This window comes from Bradyrhizobium sp. JR3.5 (genome assembly GCF_054057015.1).
Genome location: NZ_JBSRYV010000001.1, coordinates 2,481,555 through 2,502,366 on the forward strand (window position 1 = coordinate 2,481,555; position 20,812 = coordinate 2,502,366).

At 64.7% G+C, this 20,812-nt stretch carries 23 protein-coding genes and 2 pseudogenes; 13 read left to right on the plus strand and 12 right to left on the minus strand.

The genetic code is table 11. From position 1 onward, the window contains the following. Nucleotides 1–72: 72 nt before the first annotated feature. The gene (locus ACVWW1_RS12465; protein WP_224943187.1) at nucleotides 73–789 is read right to left on the minus strand and encodes an SGNH/GDSL hydrolase family protein; all 717 of its coding nucleotides are present in this window, start codon (nucleotides 787–789) and stop codon (nucleotides 73–75) included. A 115-nt stretch (nucleotides 790–904) separates the two neighbouring features. Between ACVWW1_RS12465 and fabG the strand changes: the two genes are divergently transcribed. Further along, a complete protein-coding gene (fabG, locus tag ACVWW1_RS12470; protein WP_456655970.1) occupies nucleotides 905–1,585 on the plus strand; it encodes a 3-oxoacyl-ACP reductase FabG in 681 nt (226 codons plus the stop codon). On the opposite strand, the gene ACVWW1_RS12475 is transcribed toward fabG, so the two are convergent. Next, on the minus strand, nucleotides 1,582–1,926 hold the full coding sequence (locus ACVWW1_RS12475) for a GrlR family regulatory protein (RefSeq protein WP_092113555.1): 345 nt from the start codon (nucleotides 1,924–1,926) through the stop codon (nucleotides 1,582–1,584). The two genes, fabG and ACVWW1_RS12475, sit on opposite strands and share 4 nt — an antisense overlap. 137 nt (nucleotides 1,927–2,063) lie before the next feature. Between ACVWW1_RS12475 and ACVWW1_RS12480 the strand changes: the two are divergent. From ACVWW1_RS12480 to ACVWW1_RS12490, 3 genes and pseudogenes are all read left to right on the plus strand, one after another. Further along, nucleotides 2,064–2,748, plus strand: a pseudogene (locus ACVWW1_RS12480) (DUF2161 domain-containing phosphodiesterase). A 16-nt stretch (nucleotides 2,749–2,764) separates the two neighbouring features. Next, complete coding sequence (locus ACVWW1_RS12485) at nucleotides 2,765–3,064, plus strand: putative quinol monooxygenase (protein WP_176531724.1); 300 nt, start codon at nucleotides 2,765–2,767, stop codon at nucleotides 3,062–3,064. An 89-nt stretch (nucleotides 3,065–3,153) separates the two neighbouring features. Continuing rightward, on the plus strand, nucleotides 3,154–3,462 hold the full coding sequence (locus ACVWW1_RS12490) for a hypothetical protein (protein WP_176531725.1): 309 nt from the start codon (nucleotides 3,154–3,156) through the stop codon (nucleotides 3,460–3,462). A 137-nt stretch (nucleotides 3,463–3,599) separates the two neighbouring features. Here ACVWW1_RS12490 and ACVWW1_RS12495 read toward each other — a convergent pair whose 3' ends face one another. Both ACVWW1_RS12495 and ACVWW1_RS12500 read right to left on the minus strand, forming a co-directional pair. Further along, nucleotides 3,600–4,223, minus strand: coding sequence for an N-acetyltransferase family protein (locus ACVWW1_RS12495; protein WP_456655971.1), 624 nt, complete (start codon nucleotides 4,221–4,223; stop codon nucleotides 3,600–3,602). Between the two features lie 140 nt (nucleotides 4,224–4,363). Further along, the gene (locus tag ACVWW1_RS12500) at nucleotides 4,364–4,762 is read right to left on the minus strand and encodes a PaaI family thioesterase (protein ID WP_456655972.1); all 399 of its coding nucleotides are present in this window, start codon (nucleotides 4,760–4,762) and stop codon (nucleotides 4,364–4,366) included. 148 nt (nucleotides 4,763–4,910) lie between these two features. Here ACVWW1_RS12500 and ACVWW1_RS12505 point away from each other — a divergent pair, with 148 nt between their 5' ends. Further along, nucleotides 4,911–5,699, plus strand: a complete 789-nt coding sequence (locus tag ACVWW1_RS12505; protein WP_456655973.1) for a cobalamin-binding protein — start codon at nucleotides 4,911–4,913, stop codon at nucleotides 5,697–5,699. A 105-nt stretch (nucleotides 5,700–5,804) separates the two neighbouring features. Here ACVWW1_RS12505 and ACVWW1_RS12510 read toward each other — a convergent pair whose 3' ends face one another. Further along, nucleotides 5,805–7,082 carry an ArgE/DapE family deacylase gene (locus tag ACVWW1_RS12510; RefSeq protein WP_456655974.1) on the minus strand — a complete coding sequence of 426 codons (1,278 nt, stop codon included), beginning with the start codon at nucleotides 7,080–7,082 and terminating at the stop codon, nucleotides 5,805–5,807. 55 nt (nucleotides 7,083–7,137) lie between these two features. Further along, nucleotides 7,138–7,831 (minus strand): annotated as a pseudogene (locus ACVWW1_RS12515) (pyridoxamine 5'-phosphate oxidase family protein). 106 nt (nucleotides 7,832–7,937) lie between these two features. Between ACVWW1_RS12515 and pdxR the strand changes: the two are divergent. From pdxR to ACVWW1_RS12530, 3 genes are read left to right on the plus strand one after another with little or no spacing between them, the layout of a single operon-like run. Beyond that, nucleotides 7,938–9,452 carry a MocR-like pyridoxine biosynthesis transcription factor PdxR gene (gene pdxR, locus ACVWW1_RS12520; protein WP_456655975.1) on the plus strand — a complete coding sequence of 505 codons (1,515 nt, stop codon included), beginning with the start codon at nucleotides 7,938–7,940 and terminating at the stop codon, nucleotides 9,450–9,452. Nucleotides 9,453–9,498: 46 nt separating this feature from the next. Next, nucleotides 9,499–9,648, plus strand: a complete 150-nt coding sequence (locus ACVWW1_RS12525) for a hypothetical protein (RefSeq protein ID WP_165445530.1) — start codon at nucleotides 9,499–9,501, stop codon at nucleotides 9,646–9,648. 11 nt (nucleotides 9,649–9,659) lie between these two features. Further along, nucleotides 9,660–9,902 (plus strand): DUF6719 family protein, encoded by a 243-nt coding sequence (locus ACVWW1_RS12530; protein WP_456655976.1) that lies wholly within the window; start codon nucleotides 9,660–9,662, stop codon nucleotides 9,900–9,902. 54 nt (nucleotides 9,903–9,956) lie between these two features. Here the strand turns inward: ACVWW1_RS12530 and ACVWW1_RS12535 are convergent, their stop codons facing one another. After that, a complete protein-coding gene (locus ACVWW1_RS12535) occupies nucleotides 9,957–10,352 on the minus strand; it encodes a hypothetical protein (protein WP_207838996.1) in 396 nt (131 codons plus the stop codon). 39 nt (nucleotides 10,353–10,391) lie between these two features. Further along, nucleotides 10,392–10,550, minus strand: coding sequence for a hypothetical protein (locus tag ACVWW1_RS12540; RefSeq protein WP_171947546.1), 159 nt, complete (start codon nucleotides 10,548–10,550; stop codon nucleotides 10,392–10,394). 424 nt (nucleotides 10,551–10,974) lie between these two features. Here ACVWW1_RS12540 and ACVWW1_RS12545 point away from each other — a divergent pair, with 424 nt between their 5' ends. Beyond that, nucleotides 10,975–11,199 carry a hypothetical protein gene (locus ACVWW1_RS12545; RefSeq protein ID WP_456655977.1) on the plus strand — a complete coding sequence of 75 codons (225 nt, stop codon included), beginning with the start codon at nucleotides 10,975–10,977 and terminating at the stop codon, nucleotides 11,197–11,199. 131 nt (nucleotides 11,200–11,330) lie between these two features. Here ACVWW1_RS12545 and ACVWW1_RS12550 read toward each other — a convergent pair whose 3' ends face one another. Then, complete coding sequence (locus tag ACVWW1_RS12550; RefSeq protein WP_456655978.1) at nucleotides 11,331–11,891, minus strand: CreA family protein; 561 nt, start codon at nucleotides 11,889–11,891, stop codon at nucleotides 11,331–11,333. A gap of 223 nt (nucleotides 11,892–12,114) precedes the next feature. Here ACVWW1_RS12550 and ACVWW1_RS12555 point away from each other — a divergent pair, with 223 nt between their 5' ends. From ACVWW1_RS12555 to ACVWW1_RS12570, 4 genes are all read left to right on the plus strand, one after another. Then, nucleotides 12,115–13,878 carry a L,D-transpeptidase family protein gene (locus ACVWW1_RS12555; RefSeq protein WP_456655979.1) on the plus strand — a complete coding sequence of 588 codons (1,764 nt, stop codon included), beginning with the start codon at nucleotides 12,115–12,117 and terminating at the stop codon, nucleotides 13,876–13,878. Nucleotides 13,879–13,961: 83 nt separating this feature from the next. Further along, a complete protein-coding gene (locus ACVWW1_RS12560; protein WP_456655980.1) occupies nucleotides 13,962–14,531 on the plus strand; it encodes a glutathione peroxidase in 570 nt (189 codons plus the stop codon). A gap of 163 nt (nucleotides 14,532–14,694) precedes the next feature. After that, nucleotides 14,695–15,684, plus strand: a complete 990-nt coding sequence (locus ACVWW1_RS12565) for a polysaccharide deacetylase family protein (RefSeq protein WP_456655981.1) — start codon at nucleotides 14,695–14,697, stop codon at nucleotides 15,682–15,684. A gap of 20 nt (nucleotides 15,685–15,704) precedes the next feature. Then, nucleotides 15,705–16,262 (plus strand): dihydrofolate reductase, encoded by a 558-nt coding sequence (locus ACVWW1_RS12570; protein ID WP_456655982.1) that lies wholly within the window; start codon nucleotides 15,705–15,707, stop codon nucleotides 16,260–16,262. Between the two features lie 229 nt (nucleotides 16,263–16,491). Here ACVWW1_RS12570 and ACVWW1_RS12575 read toward each other — a convergent pair whose 3' ends face one another. The 3 genes from ACVWW1_RS12575 to ACVWW1_RS12585 form a co-directional block, all read right to left on the minus strand. Next, entirely contained in the window at nucleotides 16,492–17,457 is a 966-nt protein-coding gene (locus ACVWW1_RS12575) for an IS110 family RNA-guided transposase (RefSeq protein ID WP_456655983.1), read from the minus strand. Between the two features lie 307 nt (nucleotides 17,458–17,764). Further along, nucleotides 17,765–18,217 (minus strand): DoxX family protein, encoded by a 453-nt coding sequence (locus ACVWW1_RS12580; RefSeq protein ID WP_456655984.1) that lies wholly within the window; start codon nucleotides 18,215–18,217, stop codon nucleotides 17,765–17,767. A gap of 178 nt (nucleotides 18,218–18,395) precedes the next feature. Next, nucleotides 18,396–20,705: an NADP-dependent malic enzyme gene (locus tag ACVWW1_RS12585; protein ID WP_456655985.1), complete on the minus strand. Its 2,310-nt coding sequence runs from the start codon at nucleotides 20,703–20,705 to the stop codon at nucleotides 18,396–18,398. Nucleotides 20,706–20,812: the final 107 nt, after the last annotated feature.

A 20,812-nucleotide genomic window follows, 5' to 3' on the forward strand; every position in this document is an offset into this window, starting at 1 on the left:
AGGGTTCTGAAAACGACTTACGGAACTGCCGCAAATTTTATCCAACCGGCCCACCTCCGTAGTCTTACGTAGTCAAGACGACGTGCTCGCGCTGCGTGCCACTGCATCGTTGATCGCACCGAGCAACGCTTGCGTGACACAATCGGTCGCCCACTCGCTCGTATGGAGATGCTCCTGTGCACCATCGTCGAGTTCGGAGAGCGGAATTCCGGCAGCGACCCATTGCTTCATCAGCGCAAAGCGGCGGAACAGGTTGACTTTCCGGCTTGCAGCGACGTCGGCGATCATTGGCATGAACTGGTTGGCGAGCTTGAGCACGTCTGGCGCGCCAATGATTGCCTGGGTGTATTGCGAATCCATCACCACGACGTCGAGCGGCAGGCCGGCGAGCACATCGAGTCCTGCCTCGAATGTCGCTTGCACCTGATCGAAGTTGTAGTTCCTGTACACGGCGTTGGTGCCGACCTGCCAAATCACCATCACCGGTGCTTCAGCGATGACATCGGACTCGATGCGCGAGAACTCTTCCGGCGCCTCTTGCCCGCCGATCCCTCGGTTGACGATGTCGATCATCCGGCCGAAGGACTGCTTCTGGCTTCGCCATAAGATCTCCAGCCGCGGTGGAAACGGGAGAATTTTGTCGGCTCCCGCGGTCGACGATGATCCGAGGGCAACGATCTTGACCTTCCGGTCGCGCTTGAGCGCCTGCGCAAGATGCGGCAATCCGTAGCTGAACTTGACGAGTTCGAGATGGGTTTCGCACGGCCTTGGTGTGGGCATCGCAAACATCCTTGAGGCGAATGAATTGATGAATGCGCGCAGTAGGAGACGAAATTGGCAGCATTGCAAATGAAATCCGCCTGATCATAGTGGGCAGCAACCTGTTGCTGATACGGAGAGCGCCATGAACGGAAAAGCCATCGTCATCACCGGCGCGCTCGGCGCGCTTGGCAAGGTGGTCGCCGAAGAAGCCCTGGCGCGCGGCGCGCGCGTTGCCGGCATCGATCATGCGGCCTCGCAGCTTGCCGCGACGGCCGATCGTATCGAGCTCGGCGGCGTCGACCTCACCGACACCGCGCAGGCGACGGCTGCGATTGACAGGGCGGCTGCGCATTTCGGCCGGCTCGACGGGCTGATCAATATCGCAGGCGGCTTTACCTTCGAGGCGGTGAGCGATGGCGATCCCGCGACCTGGCAGCGCATGTTCGCGATGAACGTGATGACGGCCTTCAACACGTCGCATGCCGCGATCCCGTATCTCACCAAATCCGGCGCCGGACGCATCATCAATATCGGCGCGCTCGGCGCGCTGCAGGCGGCGTCCGGGATGGGTCCGTACGCGGCATCAAAGGCCGGCGTGCACCGCCTCACCGAGTCGCTCGCCGCGGAGCTCAAGGGCAAGGTCACGGTCAACGCGGTGCTGCCCTCGATCATCGACACCGCCGCCAATCGCGCCGCGATGCCGAAGGCCGACATTTCGAAATGGGTGACGCCGAAGGAACTCGCCGACGTGATCCTGTTCCTCGCCAGCGACGCCGCAAGCGCCGTCACCGGCGCGTTGCTGCCGGTCAACGGACGGGTTTAGTCGGCAACCAACAGCCGCAGCTTCGACCTGAAGCGGATGCTCTGCTTGCCGGCCAGCGCCATGCCGTCGCCCTCGGCGGTCTCGTCGGTGTAGGTGCCGGTAAAACCGATGGTGACCACCTTGCGTTCCCACACCGGGCGCTCGCCATAGGTCGGCGAATGCTCCTCGTTGGTGACCTCGCCCTTCCACTTGCCGTCGGCCGCGGTGTAGCTGCCATGGGCGAAGAAGAACGAGTCACCGCCGCGCATCTGGCCGTCGCGCAGCACCATGACGCCCTGGTTGCCGCCAGAGACGCCATCGAGAAATTCGACGGTGATGTGATAGAGGCCGTTCCGGATCATGAAAATGGTCGCGCCCTGTCCCGGTCCAATAATAGCCGCCTGGCCGCGCTTTGGGCAAATTCCATCGACCTCAGTGGGCGCAATTCCGCGCTATGCTGGCACCTGAGTCGCGGCCGGATGCCGCAGGAGCCTGCCTGTTGGAAACCGCGCTTTATCTGCCCGTCAAACGCTTCCTCGAAAAGCTCGGCTTCACGGTGAAGGGCGAGATCGGCGGCTGCGATCTCGTGGCATTGAGCGGCGGCGACCTGCCTGTCGTGGTGATCGGCGAACTGAAGCTCGCCTTCAATCTCGAACTGATCCTGCAGGCGGTCGATCGCGCCGCCGCCGCCGACGAGGTGTGGATCGCGGCCAAGGTTTCGGCCCGCGGCAAGGGCCGCGAGAGCGACGCGCGCTATCGCAATCTGTGCCGGCGGCTCGGTTTCGGCATGCTCGGCGTCACCGACCGCGGCGACGTCGAGGTGCTGGTGCCGCCGCCGACTGCGGCACCGCGCCGCAATCCGAAGAAGCGCTCGCGCCTGATCACCGAGCACCGGAAGCGCAAGGGCGATCCAGCCATGGGCGGATCGACGCGCGCGCCGATCATGACCGCCTACCGGCAGCAGGCGCTGGCCTGCGCCTGTGCGCTGTCGGATGGGCCCCGGCGAGTGCGCGACCTCCGCGCCGAGATTCCCGACGCCGGCAAGATCCTGCAGCACAATGTCTACGGCTGGTTCGACCGCGCGGAGCGCGGCATCTATGTCCTGACCGATGCCGGCCGTGCCGCGCTGAATGCGCTGGCCGCAGCAACCGATCAATGCGTCTGGGGCGGAAGCCGCCCCGTAACGGATTGGGGGAAATCATGATTGTCGTCACCGGCAGCGTCACCGCCCGCCCCGACTCGTTCGACGAGGTGCGTCGGCTGAGCCTCGAACATGTCCATCGCTCGCGCACAGAGCCCGGCTGCATCTCCCACGCGGTCCAGGTCGACTGCGAGAATCCGCTCAGGCTGGTGTTTTTCGAGCAATGGGCCGACCGCGCCGCGCTGGCGGCGCATTTCGCGGTCCCCGCCTCGCGCGATTTCGTCCGCTCCCTGCAATCTCTTGCGGCCGCAGCGACCACCATCGAACTTTATGACGCTCACAAGATTGAGAGACTCTAGCTGCATGGCTGGATTGCCATCTCATATTCATATTGCAATGCAACATTGGGGACCTTACGTATCTCCCGCGATTCAAAGATGAGGCGGCGATGAGCGGAGACTGGAACACCAAGTATGGCACCCGGCGCGTGCGGCATGATCCGCCGACGCTGGAGGAGGCAATCTTCGCCGCCATCGGCATCACCGATGACGTGGAGGCCCAGGCCGAAATCGCGTCGTCGCTGATGGGGCTGCCCTATGAAGAGGTGCTGGCCGAGGTGAAGAAGACCGCGCGCGTCAGCGCCCGCACCGGCACGGCAACCCGCGTGATCGCCGGCGAACAGGGCGCGCAGCGCTCGGTCGTGGTCGAGCGCCGCGTGGTCCGCCGTCTCGTGCCCGCCAAGCGCACCGGCACCTGAAATACAACATCCGGTTACTCAAAGAAAAAGGGCAATCCGCTGAACGGATTGCCCTTTTTACGTTTGATCTGAGATTCTTATTGGACGCGTTTCCTTCCCGCGAACTGGTGTCCCGTTCGCTTGGAAACGCTATCGGCTCAGGCGGCCCGGCCCCAGCCGGACATCTGCATCACCATTCGCCAGTAGGCGCGGTTCATGTCGACGATCACGCGCGCGGCCTCGACCGGCGTAACCGGTGCAGCGGCCGGCGCCGGTTCGGGCTGATTCTGCTCGGTCAGGTCGATGCTGCCGGTGGACTCACCATGACGGAAGCTCAGCTGCGCACCGAACTTGGTAGCGAGCGCCCGCATCGCGTCGTTCTGCGCGCCGGTGGTGATGCGCAGGCTGCTGTAGCCATTGGCATGCGCCTCGGCGATCAGCTTGCGGAACAGGGTGCTGCCGACGCCCTTGCGCCGCACCGACCGCTCCACGCTGAAGGCGATTTCCGGCTGCGCATCCGGTGACTGCTCCGGCGGATGCAACTCGGCCGCACCGCGGACCACGCCATCCTCGAAATAGGCGATGATGACCGTGCCGTCGTTGGCGCAGCGTTCGGCATAGCGGCGGATGAAACTGTCGTCGATGAAGCCATGAAAACGATCATGGCGGCTGGTACGATCCAGTCGCAGCAGGTGATCGCGCAGCAGAGGAAGCTCCTCCTGCCGGCTCAACGTCCGCACGGTGCCCTTGGCGGACGTCGGACGTATGGAATCATAGTTCATTTCATAACTCCTCTTGGTAGCCCTCGAGGAGGCGTCGAGTCCCTAGTGGTCCTTATATTGTGCGTCGCAGCATATAATTCAAGTACATAGATTCATTTGAATAAACAATGTTGTGATTTAAAAATCACATCATCACCCCATCATAATACCAGCTGCGTTTGCGTAACGACGGCGACCAGCTTGCCGTCCTCGGTTTCCAGCCTGGTCTGCCAGACTTGGGTTCGCCGGCCCCGATGGACCGGGGTCGCCGTTGCGATCACCGTGGTCCCCTCCTTGGCCCCGCCGATGAAGTTGGTCTTGCTCTCCAGCGTCGTGGTGCCCTTGGCGCCCTCAGGCAGGTTGATCACGGTGGCGGCAGCGCCGACCGAGTCTGCGAAGGCCATCACCGCGCCGCCGTGGATGGTGTTGCGGAGGGTGCAGAGGTCCGGCCGCACCAGCATCTTCGCGACCACGCGATCCTGGCCCGCCTCGGTGAAAGTGACGCCCTTCAGTTCCGCAAACGGCATCTTCATCGACTGGATCTTTTCGAGCGGCGTCATGGGCACTCCCTGCTTGTGCGGGCTTCTTCGAGATTGGTGCCGGCATGATGGATTGCCTCATCGGGCCGGGCAATGACCTCTGAGGTAATGATTCGGATGACGTCATGGCCGCCGTGACAAACCCTGGTCAGTCTGCATACCGTTGTGGATGCGTGACTTCCCTCCCCGCCGGATCGTCTGCCTGACAGATGAGACGGTCGAGACTCTCTATCTGCTCGGCGAGCAGGACCGCATCGTCGGCGTCTCCGGCTATGCGGTGCGGCCACCGCAGGTCCGCCGCGAGAAGCCGCGTGTGTCGGCGTTCATCTCCGCCGACATCCCAACGATCCTGGCGCTCGATCCCGATCTGGTGCTCGCCTTCTCCGATCTGCAGGCCGACATCGTCGCCGATCTCGTGCGTGCCGGTGTCGCCGTCCACGTCTTCAACCAGCGCGACGTCGCCGGGATCCTTGCGATGATCCGCACTTTGGGTGCGATAGTCGGTGCCGCCGAGCGCGCCGGGCAACTCGCGCAAGGCCTCGAACAACGGCTGGCCGCGATCGCGGCAACGCCACGTCCGGCGCCGCGGCCAAAGGTCTACTTCGAGGAATGGGACGATCCGCTGATCAGCGGCATCGGCTGGGTGTCCGAACTGATCGAGATCGCCGGCGGCGAGGACGCGCTGCCGCATCTGCGCACGCACAAGGCCGCCAGGGATCGCATCGTCACGCCCGACGCCGTGCGCGCGGCAATGCCCGACGTGATCCTGGCCTCCTGGTGCGGCAAGAAGGTCGTGCCCGACCGCATCCGCAAGCGCGATGGCTGGAGCGACATTCCGGCGGTGCGCAACAACCGCATCGTCGAGATCAAGTCGCCGATCATCCTGCAGCCCGGCCCCGCCGCGCTGACCGATGGGCTCGATGCGATCGTCAAGGCGTTATGGGCGGAGCGCGCGTGAATCTCTCCGCCATCATTGCGAGGAGCGAAGCGACGAAGCAATCCATGTCTCGCACGTGGTGAGATGGATTGCTTCGCTGCGCTCGCAATGACGCAAACGGGGCAGCTACGCCTTCTCCACCCCGCACCATTCCGCGATGAACAGCGCGGTCGCCTTGGTCGACTTCCGCAGCGAGTCCAATTCGACATATTCGTTGAAGCCGTGCATCGCCGCACCGCTGGCGCCGAAGCAGAGGCTCGGGATGTCGTAGTTCAGGCCGTAGAAGCGCGTGTCGGTCAACGCGGTGAAGGCGCGGTCTTCCACCGCCCCGCCATAGACCGCCTGATGCGCCCTGGCGAAGGCCGCTTCCGGCGCCTCGGAGTTCACCAGCTCATAGCCTTCCGACAGGAACCCAGACCATTCCACCTGCGGCGGATTGTTGGAGAGGAAGCGGTGATCGCGCGCTGCGGCCGACACGCAGGCCAGAATCTCCTTCTGGCACTCGGCGATCGACCAGCCCGGCAGCACTGCGATGCGGCAGTCGACATCGCACCAGGCCGGCACGCTGGAGGCCCAGTCGCCGCCCTTGATGATGCCCGGATTGAAATTGATCGGATGATTGACGTCCTTGAAATGGCGGTCGGCCTTGGCGCGCTCGTTCCAGGCGATCTCGAGCTTCTCCAGCGCGTGCACCAGATGGTACGCCGCCATGATCGCGTTCGAGCCGGCGCCGGCCTCGAACACATGCACCGGGAAGCCGCGCACCTTCAGGCGGAACCAGATCACGCCGACCTGCGAGCGGATCATCTTGCCGTTGGTCGGCTCCGGGATGAAGCAGGCATCGGCGCGGTAGCCGCGCTGCAAGGTCGAGAGCGCGCCGACGCCGGTGCTCTCCTCCTCGATCACAGACTGGAAGTGAATCCGCGCCGTCGGCTTCAGCCCGGCCTGCTTGATCGCATCCAGCGCGTAGAGCGCGGCAATCGTGCCGGACTTCATGTCGCAGGCGCCGCGGCCGTACATCCTGCCGTCCTTGATGACCGGCGAGAACGGCGGCGTCTCCCACATCTCGAGCGGACCGGTCGGCACCACGTCGCAGTGGCCCTGCAGGATCAGCGATTTGCCGGCATTGGTGGCCGGGCGGTAAGTGCCGACCACGGTGCGCGCCTTGGAGAAATCATGCTCGATCGGGCCGAAGCCGCGCAAATCCTTCAGCTCGTCGAGATTGATGTGCCAGTCGTCGACCTCATAGCCGCGCTCGCGCAAGAAATCGCCGATCATGTCCTGGCACGGCCCCTCGGCGCCGCGGGTCGAGGGGATCGCGACAAAGGCCTGCGTCGTCGCAAGCTGCGCATCGAATCCCTCGTCAACGGCAGCCAGGATTCGTTGTTGCATCTCGGCAGTCATTCGGCAGCTCCATGGGGGACATCAGAAAGGGCGGGAGCCGCACCGTAACCCGATTTCACCCCTCCTTGTATTGCGCAAAATAGGCATCCCGCAATGCATCTTCGAGCAGACGGCCTTCCGAATAGCCATCGAGCGTTGTCGGCCGCGTCACGCCGTCGAGCAGCCGCGGGCACGGCTCGGGCGCGCCGAGCACCGTGCGCACCGGAATGCGCTCGGCATAGATCGGCAACTCGTAATCCTCGTCGTCGTCGGCGACGCCCTTGGCGCGCACCTTTGCCGAGGCCTCCTCGATCTCCATCGCGATGAACGAGGTCGCCTTGATTTCCTGCTTGTTGCTGGCGCGCAAGCTCGCGGTACGCTCGGGAAAGAAGCGGTCGACCATCGCGACGATCGCGCGCTCCTTCTCCGCGGAATCGGTGACGAGATAGGCTGACCCGAACGCCATCACCGCGCGATAGTCGGCCGAATGGTTGAAGCCGCAGCGCGCCAGCACCAGGCTGTCGAGATGGGCGACCGTCAGGCACACCCGCTGCCCTTCCGACTGGTTCTCCAGCATCCGGCTCGCGCTGGAGCCGTGCCAATAGAGCTTGGTACCCTCGCGCCAGAAGAAGGTCGGGCGTGCAATAGGGCTGACCGTCAATCACGTAGGAGACGTGGCACAGCATCGAGGCGTCCAGGATCTTGTGCACAGTGGCGTGGTCGTAGAAGCCGCGGTCGTGGCGGCGCTTGACCCGGTTGCGGGACGACATGGGGTAGGACGGAGTGGACGCGCCTTCGGTCACGGCAGTGCCTTTCGAAATCTGGAATCTGTCCAGAGTTGTAGCGGCCCATTTGGTCTGCGATAGTGCCAATTCCATGCGAAAAATTCCGACCAATTCCCGCAAGCCCGCGGCGCGCAAGCCCGAGCTGCCGCTCGACCTCACCGGCCCGCACGTGACGGCGGCAGCGGCCTCGCAGCAGCGGCTCTATCAGGCGCTGTGCCACACCATCGTTGGCGGCCTCGTCAAGCCGGGCGAGCCGCTGCCGCCGTCGCGCGCGCTGGCCAGACAGACCGGGTTTCGCCGCAACGCGGTCACCACGGCATATGAGCGGCTGATCGCCGACGGCTTTGCGGTGGCGACCACGGGCTCCGGCACCTTCGTCGCCGCGCGCATTCCGGCGCAGGCCACAGCGCCGCGACGCGCGAAGATCGAGATCGAGCCGCCGCAGCACAATGCGCTGTCGCTCGGCTGCACGCATATCGATGACCGCGCGTTGCAGCGCTTCCGCGCCTTTGCCGGCCGACGGCTGCGCGCCTTCGGCTCCGAGCACCTGCACTACGGCGATCCCCGCGGCAGCAGCGAATTGCGCGCAGCCATATCAGACCATCTGCTGTCGGCGCGCGGGCTGCGCTGCGATCCCGACCAGATCATGCTGGCCTCGGGCACACTGCATGCGCTGCGCATCGTGCTTGGCGCGATCCTCAAGCCCGGCGACCAGGTCTGGTGCGAGGACCCAGGTTATCCGGCGGCGCGGCGCGCGATCGAGCATTGCGGCTATCGCCCGGTGTCGGTGCCGGTCGATGGATCAGGCATGCGCATCGATAGGGGACGCGTATCCGCTGCCGCGGCGCGCGCCGCCTACGTCACGCCGTCGCACCAGTTTCCGCTCGGCGTGCAGATGGCGATGCCGCGCCGGCTCGAGCTGCTCGACTGGGCCAGGGACGCCGGCGCCTTCGTGTTCGAAGACGATTACGACAGCGAGTTCCGCTATGACGGCGCGCCGCTGCTGTCGCTCGCCGGCATCGATCATCTGCGCCGCGTGATCTACATGGGGACGTTTGCGAAGACGCTGTTTCCGGGATTGCGGATCGGTTACTGCGCGCTGCCCGAAGCCTTGATCGGTCCGGTGACGGCGGCGCGCGCCGCGCTCGATCGCTTTCCCGGCACCCTGATGGAAGGCGCGGTCGCCGACATGCTGAACTCCGGCGTCTTCGCTGCGAACTTGCGCAAATCGCGCAAGCTCTATCGCGAGGCGCGCGACGTGCTGGCGTCGACACTCACCCGCGCATCCGAGGGCGAGCTCACGGTTCCGGTGCCGTCGCAAGGCCTGCATCTCGTGGCGCGGCTCGATCCCGCGACCGATCCGCTGGTTGCCGCACAGGCCAAAGCGGCTGCCGGCGTCGGCGGCTGGCTGCTCGCCGAGACCTATCATCGCGCACGCCCACTGCCTGGCTTCGTGCTGGGATTTTCCGGTCATCCGGTTCCGCAACTCGTCGCGTCGGCGGAACAATTGGCGAAGACAACGCTGACTGCGCTGCGCGCGACGCGCAAGATATCGGTGAAGCCATCCGCCAGGCCGCAGCGCTCTAGGAGAATCGCAACCACCTGACTAAGGTCGCCCGCGTTCAGTCAGTGTCCGCCTACGGAGATACCGGATGCCCAATCGCAACGTCCTGTATCTCGTGATCGGCGCGCTGGTCGTGATCGCAGGGATGCTCGGCTACAATCTGTATCAGGCAAAGAAGCAGCCCGAAGGATTGCAGATCAATGTCGGCCCCGACGGGGTCAAGATCCAGAACAAGTGAAGGAGGCTGCGATGCCGCGCATTGGATTGGTCGCGCTGGTCAGCGCCGCAGCACTTGTCGCGATCATTCATGCCGCCTCCGCACAGACCGTCATGCGCGAGGCTGACATCGTCGACCTCCGGGTCGGTCAGCGCGTCCTGGTCGATGACGGCTCCTGCCCGGCCGGGCAGATCAAGCAGGTGATCGGCGCCAAGCTGAGCCAGAACGGTGTGATGCGGACCCAAAGCTGCGTGCCGCGCCTCGCCAAAAAGTAAAGCGCCCCGCTGTCGCGAGGCGCCTCGTCCATCATTGCATCGGTAACGCGCCGCTCAGTTCGAGATCGGCTCGAACATGCATTGCAGCGTCGGCTTGGCGATCTTGGTGAAGGTCGGGCCAATCTCGTTTTGCTTGGATGGCGGCACCCAATCGGTCTCGATGGTCGGCACACCGGTCTCGCTGATGCCACGCAGCAGCGCCTGGCGCAGATCGGGATCGTCCACCGTCGCGGCAGCATGGTCATGCAGGCAACCGCACACGGCCTCGGGATGCGCCCAGCGCCCGAGCATATGCGGCGCGCACTGGCGCACGAACTCGTCGCGCGGTTCGGGCACGCGGTAGAGCGACCGGATCTGTATCGAGTCGAGCGGAAGTTGCGATTGGGCCTGCGCGGAACCTAAGAGGGCGAGCGATGCCAGGATCGCGGCGGAACAGATGCGGAGCAACATGGGGAGCCTTTACCGGCAGTTCTGTCTGTCGCGTCGCGCTCAGTTGGCCTGCGCCATCACCATCGGGGCCGAGGTGACCACCGGCGAGCCGTTGTAGGAGAAGGTGCCGATGCCGGGCAAACCATTGTCCGGGGTACCAGCCATCGACGAACCGGCCATCACGAAAGCGAAGGCGAGGATCAGGCTCATGGTCCGCATCTGGCAGTCTCCGTCATTCCTGTTCGGCGTCGCCGTTCTGTTGACGGACTGATAACGATCTGCCGTTTCGGGAGTTCTGCGGAACAAGCTGAAAATGGTTTCGTCGGCCGGAGAATTGTTTCGTCGGCGGGCAGCCCACGAAACATTGGGCCGGAAAACACCAATGTTTTCAGTGAAGGTGCGACGCCCATAAGCGCGTTCAAAATTTCGCGCATCGGGGGGAGCCGCCCGGCGGCTGCACTCAGCCCGCGGATTATGCGTGCAAATTGAGCGGGCTACCGCGCTTTCTTAACTTTCCTCTGCTGAGACAGGAAGCAGTACAGCAAGGGCGGCGTGAACCGGCCGGCGGTTTGGCCGACTCATCTGGGCGCGGTGCAACCATCTCGGCGGTGGCACGTTGTGGTGATTCCCGATCCAACGAAGGATGTCAGTCGTGGGCAATGGCAACGTCGGTGTTGGCAATCCATCCGCGGCCGGCAAATCCGGCCGGCAGCAACAGATGACGGCCGCGATGCCGCAACAAGGCGCCTATGTGATGGGCGACAATGAGTGCGCGCAGCAGAAGCTGGTCCACCTCGTCGGCTGCCGCGACCCGAAGGTCAAGCCAGGCCTCAGTATCGGCGCCAAGCAGTTCGGGCAAATCAAGTAGCTAAAACGCGATGAAGAGCGCGCTTTAGCTACTTGTTTGCGCATGACGTTTCGGAAGACCGCTTCGCACATTTCCGGATCATGCGTAGCTCATCCGTCGCGTCAGCCACCCGAGCCAAGCCCATGGTCCCGCTACTGAATGAACTCGCCGCACTTCTGCACGGCGGTAGCGTCGGCCGCGCCCCACGGCATGATCGGCACCGACGACGTCGAGTTCTTCGGCGACCCCTCGATCAGCTTGTCGGAATACACCATGTAAACCAGCACGTTGCGCTTGGCGTCGCAGCCGCGCACGATCTGCATCTTCTTGAAGAACAGCGACCGCCGCTTGCTGAACATGTCGTCGCCCTGGCCGAGCTTGCCCTTGAAGCGGATCGGCCCGATCTGCCGGCAAGCCAGCGAGATATCGGAGACTTCCTCGGCAAGGCCGAGCCAGCCCTTGAAGCCGCCCTTCTCGGGCACGGTGAAGTGACAGGCGACGCCCTCGACCTCGGGGTCGTCGACGCCATAGGTCGCGAGCTTGTCGTTGGGGCTCACCCATTTGAACACTGTCGAGCGACGAAAGATCAGGTCTGGTTCGTCGGCCGCGGCCGCGGGAACTGCCTGCCCCAAAGCCAGCAACATCAGCAGCGCCGCACAGCCCCATCGAGACAACAATCGCACGTCACACAAGCTCACATTTCTCGATGTCATTGAGGTCTCCGCGGGGTGGGTCCCGCCTATGTAGTGCGCAAACGCCGCACAGGAAGGCGCTGACAGTTCGGTGATCAGGCCGGGCGCTTTAACCTCCTGTGAGGCTTTTTTGCTACTGTTTCGTCGAAAATCTGCCCCTCACGGAACGGTTAGATCGCTTGCGCTGGTGAACGCGTTCGGCGTCTGCGACAACCAACAGATAGTTTGGACTGGGATTCGGAATATGCGCGCACGCGGACGTCGGATTTCAATTTTTGATTCTGCGAATGGGCGGTTCTGGCAGTTTGCGATTCTGACGGCGGCCGGCACCGTGGCCGCCTCCTCGCAGGCCGATGCAGCCCTGTTCTACTGGAACCGTGACTCCGGCTATTACGGCGATGTCGAGCCGATGCCGCCGCAGCCCCGGCCGAAGCCGAAGCGCAGCACGGTCAAGAAGAATCCGGCGATCGAGAAGGAGGCCGGCCGCAAGCCGCAGGGTCCCCTGATCATCTCGGTCTCGATCGACCAGCAGCGCGTCAGCATTTACGACACCAACGGCCTCTACGCCGAGAGCCCGGTATCGACGGGCATGAAGGGGCATTCGACCCCGATGGGTGTCTTCAGCGTTATCCAGAAGCAGAAATACCACCAGTCCAACATCTACAGCGGCGCGCCGATGCCGTACATGCAGCGCATCACTTGGTCGGGCATCGCCATGCACGCCGGCGTGCTGCCGGGCTATCCGGCCTCGCATGGCTGCATCCGCATGCCGATGTCGTTTGCGGTCAAGATGTACAACTGGACGCGGATGGGCGCCCGCGTGTTCGTCACGCCGGGCACGATCTCGCCGGAGAGTTTCTCGCATCCGCTGCTGGCGACGCAGAAGGTCATCCCGCAGCAGCCGGTTGCCGATGACGTCCTGAAGATGGATGCGCCGCTCGGCGTGAAGAGCGACAAGGGTGCGGACAAGCAATCCAGTCTCGACTTGCGCACCAGCGTCGGCCATGCGGCGGCGCCCGCGTCGCTGCGCGACAACACCCACACCGCCGACGCCAGCGGCGCGATGCCGGCGGCGAGCGCGTCGGCGACGATGTCCGATGCCTCCTCCTCGACCGCCCGCGACGCCATTGCGGAGAAGATCGCGGCTGACAAGTCCAAGACGAGCGCGACCGAGACTGCCGCGGCCGACAAGCCGGCCGACACCAATTCGGCCGCTGACGACAGCAGCGCTGCCACCGACGACAAGACCGTCGGCGAAGTCACCGGCAGCACCGACACGCCGAAGTCCGAGGTGTCCGCAAGCGACCCGGTGAAGGCCGAAGCCAAGGCCGATGAGCCCAAGCCGGACGCCGCCAGGCCCGGCGTTGCCGAGGCACCCAAGGCCGACGCATCGAAGGCTGATGCGGCCAAGGACGCCGCCAATGCGGCGAATACGGTCAAGACGGCGGACAAGCCCGCCGAGGCCGCAACCACCGCTGATACCCCCGATGCCAAGCAGGACGCAGCCAAGGATCCGGCACGGCTGCCGGGCGTGGCCAAGATCGACGCACCGAGGCGCGCCGGACAGATCGCGGTATTTATCAGCCGCAAGGATTCCAAGCTCTATGTGCGGCAGAACTTTGCGCCGCTGTTCGAGGCGCCGGTGACGATCGCGGCGAGCGACCGGCCGCTCGGCACGCATGTGTTCACCGCGGAAGCCGACAAGACCGATGCGAACCTGCTGCGCTGGTCGGTGGTGACGCTGCCGACCCGCAACGCCGCCCGGATCGACGTCGAGGAGCGTGCCGCGCATCGTCGCAAGCTGGCGGCCGCAGCGCCGGTCGAGGCGAAGCCGCAGCCGGCGACCGACACCCCGGCCGAGGCGCTCGACCGCATCTCGATCCCGGCCGACGCGATGGCGCGGATCAACGAAGCGCTCGGCACCGGCGGATCGATCATCGTCTCCGACCTCGGCGTGAACCAGGGCGAGACCGGCGAAGGCACCGACTTCATCCTGCCCCTGCGCTGAGTGCGACCTATAACGCCTTCTTGAAAGCTTGCGCCTGCCCGCTGGATTATGATGTCAGCGACATCTGTTCCGGGGACGAGACCATGATGGACCGCAGGACACTGATCGTGGCGGCGTTCGCCGCGGCCGCAGGATCCCGTGCGCTGCATGCGGAGCAGCCGGCGATGAGCCGGATCACCGCCTACGCCTTCTCATTCCCGGCACTCTCTGGCGGCGACATTCGCCTTGCCGACTATGCCGGCCATCCGCTGATGATCGTGAACACGGCCTCGCTCTGTGGCTTCACGCCGCAATATGCCGGCCTGCAGCAATTGTGGAACGAATTCCGCGATCGCGGCTTCGTCATCATTGGCGTACCCTCCAATGATTTCGGCGGCCAGGAACCCGGCGGCCCGACCGAGATCGCCGAGACCGCGCAGCATCAATACGGCGTCACCTTCCCGATCACGGCGAAGGCCGTGGTCAAGGGCGCAAACGCGCATCCGTTTTACCGCTGGGCGGCGGAAACACGGCCCAAGGACGTGCCGCGCTGGAATTTCCACAAATACCTGATCGGCCGCGACGGCTATATCGCCGACGTCTTCCCTGAGTCGGTCACGCCGGACGACACGCGCATCAAGACCGGGATCGCACGGGCACTGGCGGCGGCCTGAGAGGCGGCGGTAATCCCCGGAATTAACTGGGATTTCGGACAGGGCCCCGCCACGTTCATTGCCTTGGCGTCGGCACTGTGACTAGGGTACGATCGGTTGGGGGTGAAGCGGCCTTGGTTGCGGCAGTGCCGGCACCGGGAGCGCGATCAGCAGGGAACACGCCATGCGCATTGCGGCAGGTCTGATTTTCGCAGGGACCGTATCGTTGCTCGCGTCGAGCGCAGCTTGGTCGCAGACGACGCCGCCCGCCAAGGGCGCCGCCGCAGCGCCGGCGGCCGCAGCTCCAGCGCCTGCCGCAGCTGCGCCGGCGCCCACCGCAGCGGCCGCTCAAGTGCCGCCGAAGCAACCGCCGCAGCCGGCACGCGCCGCCTGCAACAACCCGAACGCGCTCGGCGTCGCCCGCACCGTCGAGATCGACACCACCGGCGGTCCAGGTTTCGGCTTCGAGCATTTCAAGCAGCTCGACTTCCTGCGCGACCATGAGGTGGTGCTGACCTTCGACGACGGTCCGTGGCCAGCCAACACGCCGGCGGTGCTGAAGGCGCTCGCGGATGAATGCACCACGGGCATCTTCTTCCCGATCGGCAAGCACGCCACGTATCACCCGGAGATCCTGCGCCAGGTCTATGCCGCCGGCCACACCGTCGGCTCGCACACCTGGTCGCACGAGAATCTGAACAACAAGAAGCTGACCGAGGATCAGAAGAAGGACGAGATCGAGCGCGGCCTGGCTGCGGTCAAGTGGGCGCTCGAGACGTCGCCCTCGCCGTTCTTCCGCTTCCCGGCGCTGCAACATCCGCCGGAGATGGTCACCTATCTCGGCAACCGCAACATCGCGATCTTCTCCTGCGATCTCGACTCCTTCGACTTCAAGTCGAAGAACTCGCAACAGGTGATCGACACCGTGATGAAGAAGCTCGCCAAGCTCGGCAAGGGCATCATCCTGATGCACGACTTCCAGAAGCACACGGCGGAAGCCCTGCCGACGCTGCTGACGCAGCTCAAGGCCGGCGGCTACAAGGTGGTGGCGATGCGCGCCAAATTCCCGGCGACCGTGCTGCCGCAATACGAGCAGGAGCTCGCCAAGGACGTCAAGCTGCCGACCGTGAGCTCGCGGCCGGTGAACAGCGTCGTCACCACCGTCGATCAGTAGCCGCGCCGGCGATCGCTTCTGTGCCAGCGTTGCGTATTGAGGGCTTTGTCATCGTCTCGGCCGACGGCCGGCTGGCGAACGCGCACAACGTGATGCCTGACGATCTCAAGATCGAGGGCGACAAGCGGTTCTTCACCGCAGCCCTCGACCGGTCCGATCTCGTCGTGCATGGCCGCCACTCCCAGGAAGAGCAGCCGAACGCGCCGAAACGGCGCCGCCTGATCCTGACCGGCAAGGTCGCGGCGATCGCGCCCGACCCGGACAATCCGAAGGCGCTGCTTTGGAATCCCGCCGGCTGCCCGTTCGAGACCGCGAGCCGCGAGGCCGGCGTGACCTCGGGGATGGTCGCGATCATCGGCGGTCCCGGCGTGTTCGGCATGTTCATGGACCGCTACGACACGTTCTGGCTCTCGGTCGCACCGAAGGTGCGCATCCCCGACGGCGAGCCGTGCTTTCCCGGCGTCCCTGCCCGCACCCCGCAGCAGGTGCTGTCGGCGCACGGCCTTCACGCCGGTGCGCCGCAACTGATCGACGCCGCGCAGGACGTCAGCGTCACACCGTGGCGGCGCGTGGGTTGAAAGCGGCGATGCCCGTAGCAACCATTAGCGTTTCCGATTGTGTGCGATTGAATTGCCCGATCGCCGTTGAGACTGACGCCGTGCTCGCGGCCATCAAGGCGTGGCCTGGCGAGAGTGGGGATGTGGCGGCATTTGAGCGACGGCCATCCTTGACGGCCGCTGTGCGCGGCGTCCTCGTGACGGCAGGTCGGGACGAAGAAACGGTGCCCCGATCGAACAAAGAAACGCTTCAGCTTGCCGGAGCGACGACTGGCAAGTGAGCTTGCCAAGGGATCGCTCGAGCCACCACGGTGTTGATGAAGATGAGCAGCTTCCTGGCGCAGGCGATCAGGGCACGCTTGTGGCCTTTGCCGGCGGCGATCAATCGTTTGTACAGGGCGATGAGCTGCGGATTCCAGCGAAAGGACGCCGCCAGCGCCGCAGCGTAGAGCGCCTGGCGCAGACGCTTGCGTCCACCGTCGATGTGACGAGCGCCGATGTGTTCGCCGCTGTCGTCGTCATACGGCGCAAGGCCCGCAAGTGCTGCAGCCTGCTCGCGGCTGACCTGGCCGATCTCGGGCATCCGGACCAGGACGGCGACCGCAGTCGGCAGCCCGGCCCCACCGACGCTGTGGATCAGGTCGAGCCGGGCGGCGAGATCGTGTTGCTCGCGGATCGCCGCCACCAGAGCCTTGAACTCAACCCGTTCGCGCTTGGCCAGACGAGCGATGTCGTCTTTCCATAGCTTTTGGATACGCGCGTCGCGACAGCTCTCGAGCCGGTTCTTGAATCGCGCGATATCTTCTCCGATCTGATCAATCAGCGTCAGATGTCCGGCCAAGGGCGGTAATCTGGCGTCGGGTGCCGGGTGGATCTTCTTGACCGCAGCGGTGCAGGCGGCGATCAGCGCGGCATCGATCCGATCGTTCTTGGCGCGCTGCCCGCGGTATTTGGCATAGGCACGCACCTGCGCCGGCTGGAACACCACGACGACAAACCGCTTGCGCCGCAGCTCGACGACGACCGGCTGCTCATAGCCACCACTCGCCTCGATCCCAACCCGCCTGACCTTGTGGCGCCCAAGCCACTCCAACAGCGTCTTGTAACCATCCGCCGTGTTCTCCACCTGCAGCTGGTCCGAGCCGTCGGCGAGCGCCACGTCGAGCTTCCGTTTGCCGATATCGATTCCGGCACAGATTGTGATACGCTTGGCCATCTTCCTCGACCCTCCCTTGTGATGCGAACCTAGAGTTCGTTCAACCATGCGGGTCCCGATGAAGTGCCGATCGCGATCTTGCTACGAACGACAGCCCTCAAGGCTTCGATGGGTATCGATCCGATCGATCAGCGGCCCAGCCCGGGCGGCCACCCGAGCTGGGCCATTCCTCTCGGAACGAGGCCAGTCTAATCCAGCGCGCTAATACAAGGATGGGTAGAGCGCAGCGAAACCCATCGATCTCACACGCGGACGGAATGATGGGTTTCGCTTCGCTCTACCTATCCTACGCAGCTACGCTGCCGCTCTACACGTCCCCATACGCCGGGTCGTCGCGGCGGGGGCCGCGGCCGTAACCGGCGATGATGAACAGCGCGCCGATCAGCGACAGGTTCTTCAGCGCGTCGATCAGGGTCTTGGCGTTGTCGGGCGCCGGCTGATTCCAGAAATCATGGAAATAGAAGGTCGTGAAGCAAACGAAGATGATCAGCAGGATCGCGAAGAACCTTGCCAGCACGTTCACCGCGATCATCACGCCCGCGATGATCTCGAACCCGCCGACCGTGATCGCCAGCAGCTGCATGAACGGCATGCCGACGAAGGTTTCGATCTGCTGCGTATAGGGCGCGACGATGGCCGGGATCGTCACCTTGGCCGTGAGCAAATCCGCCGTCGCCTGGATGCCGAACAGCTTGCTCGCCCCCGAATAGAGGAACAGCACGGCGAACAGAATGCGCCCGAAGGTGATGAACGCTGGCATGGGTCGGCCTCACTGGATGGCAGAAATCGGACGAAGCAGGCGGAGCGAGTATGGCCGCCCGGCCTGCTTCGATCAAATCGAATCCGTCTCGAGCATGATCCGGAAAAGTGCCTAGCGGTTTTCCCTCGCGACAAGCGCCATGCGTTTGCGCGGAGATCATGCTGAAAACAACTCTTGCTCAGCCAAACAGCGTCGGCTGCGCGCGGCCGGCGCGCTCCTGGGCCTCGACCGCGGCAACCGCGGTCATGTTGAGGATGCCGCGCGCCGTCACGCCGGGGGTGAGGATGTGCGCCGGACGCGCCGGACCAATCAGGATCGGCCCCACCGGCAACGCGTTGGCCAGCGACTTGATCATCTGGTAGGCGATGTTGGCGGCGTCGAGGTTCGGCATGATCAGGATGTTGGCCTCGCCTTCCAGCCGCGACTGCGGCAGGACGAGCTTGCGCGCAACCGCCGACAGCGCGGTGTCGCCCTGCATTTCGCCGTCGGCCTCGATCTCCGGATGCTTGTCCTTCAAGAGCTGGGTGGCCCGCCGCATCTTGCGCGAGGAGTCCGTATCATAGCTGCCGAAGTCGGAATGTGAGACGAAGGCGACCTTCGGCTTGAAGGCGAAGCGCTGGACGTGGATCGCCGCGAGCGACGCGACTTCCGCCAGTTCCTCCGCGCTCGGATTCGGCCGCACCTGGGTGTCGGCGAGGAAATGGGCGCCGGTGGAGGTGATCATCAGCGCCAGCGCGGCATAGTCGCTGACCCCCGGCAGGAAGCCGATGATCTCGCGGACATGGCGCAGATGGCTCATGTAGCGGCCCTCGACGCCGCACAGCATCGCGTCGGCCTCGCCGCGCGACACGGCCAGCGCCGCGATCACGGTATTGTTGGTGCGGACCACCGTTCGCGCAGCCTCCGGCGTCACGCCGCGACGGCCGGCGACGTCGATATAGGACTGCACGTAGGAACGGTAGCGCGGGTCGTCCTCGGGATTGACCAGGTCGAAATCGCGGCCGGCCTTGATCGAAAGGCCGAAGCGCTTGATCCTGGTCTCGACCACCGACGGACGGCCGACCAGAATCGGCCGCGCCAGCTTTTCCTCGAGCACCACCTGTGTCGCGCGCAGCACGCGCTCGTCCTCGCCCTCGGCGTAGATCACGCGCACCGGCTGGGTCTTCGCCTTGGCAAACACCGGCTTCATGGTGAGGCCGGAGCGGAACGCGAAGCGTTCGAGGTTGGCGGCGTATTCGTCGAAATTGGTGATCGGCCGGGTCGCGACGCCGGACTCGATCGCGGCCCTGGCCACGGCCGGTGCGATGCGCAGGATCAGGCGCGGATCGAACGGGCTCGGGATCAGCGAGCCAGGCCCGAACCCTTGCGTCTCGCCGGTGTCGAAACCATGGGCCACCGCATCCGACGGCGGATCGCGCGCGAGCTGTGCGATCGCGTCGACTGCGGCGTGCTTCATCGCCTCGTTGATCGCGGTGGCGCCGACGTCGAGCGCGCCGCGGAAGATGAAGGGGAAGCACAGCACGTTGTTGACCTGGTTCGGATAGTCCGACCGGCCGGTGCAGATCATCGCGTCGGGACGCGCCGCGCGCGCCTCTTCCGGCATGATCTCCGGCACCGGATTGGCAAGCGCCATCACCAGCGGCTTGTCCGCCATCTGCATGACCATCTCGGGCTTCAGCACGCCCGGCGCCGACAGCCCGATGAAGATGTCCGCGCCCGGAACGACGTCGGCGAGCACGCGCGCGTCGGTCTTCTGGGTGTAGACCGCCTTCCAGCGGTCCATCGTGGTGTTGCGGCCCTCATAGACCACACCGTCGATGTCGCAGACGAAGATGTTCTTGCGCTGCGCCCCCATCGAGACCAGGAGATTGAGCGTCGCGATCGCGGCAGCGCCCGCGCCCGAGCAGACGATCTTCACGTCGGACAGTTGCTTGCCGTTCAAGAGCAGCCCGTTGACGATCGCGGCCGCAACGATGATGGCGGTGCCATGCTGATCGTCGTGGAACACCGGGATCTTCATGCGCTCCTTGAGCTGCGTCTCGATCTCGAAGCACTCCGGCCCGCGGATGTCTTCCAGATTGATGCCGCCGAAGGTCGGCTCCAGCGCCGCGACGGTCTCGACCACGCGCTCGATCGTATTGGCGTTGATCTCGATGTCGAACACGTCGATGCCGGCGAATTTCTTGAACAGCACCGCCTTGCCTTCCATGACGGGCTTGGAGGCCAACGGGCCGATATTGCCGAGCCCGAGCACCGCCGTGCCGTTCGAGACCACGGCCACCAGATTGGCGCGGGCGGTCAGCGTCGCCGCCTCGGCCGGGTTCTTGGCGATCTCGGTGCAGGCGGCGGCCACGCCCGGCGAATAGGCCAGCGCCAGGTCGCGCTGGTTGGCAAGCGGCTTGATCGCCTGGATCTCGAGCTTGCCCGGCCGCGGCAGCCGGTGATAGGCGAGCGCGGCGTTATGGAGTTCTTCAGACGATGACGACATGCGTGCTTCCCGCGTTTCCGGCCCAAATTTCTTGTTTCTGTGCTAACCCAGGCAAAAGTCAGTTGTCCGGCAAATCGAGCCGGATGTGAAGCATGTCCCGCCGCTTG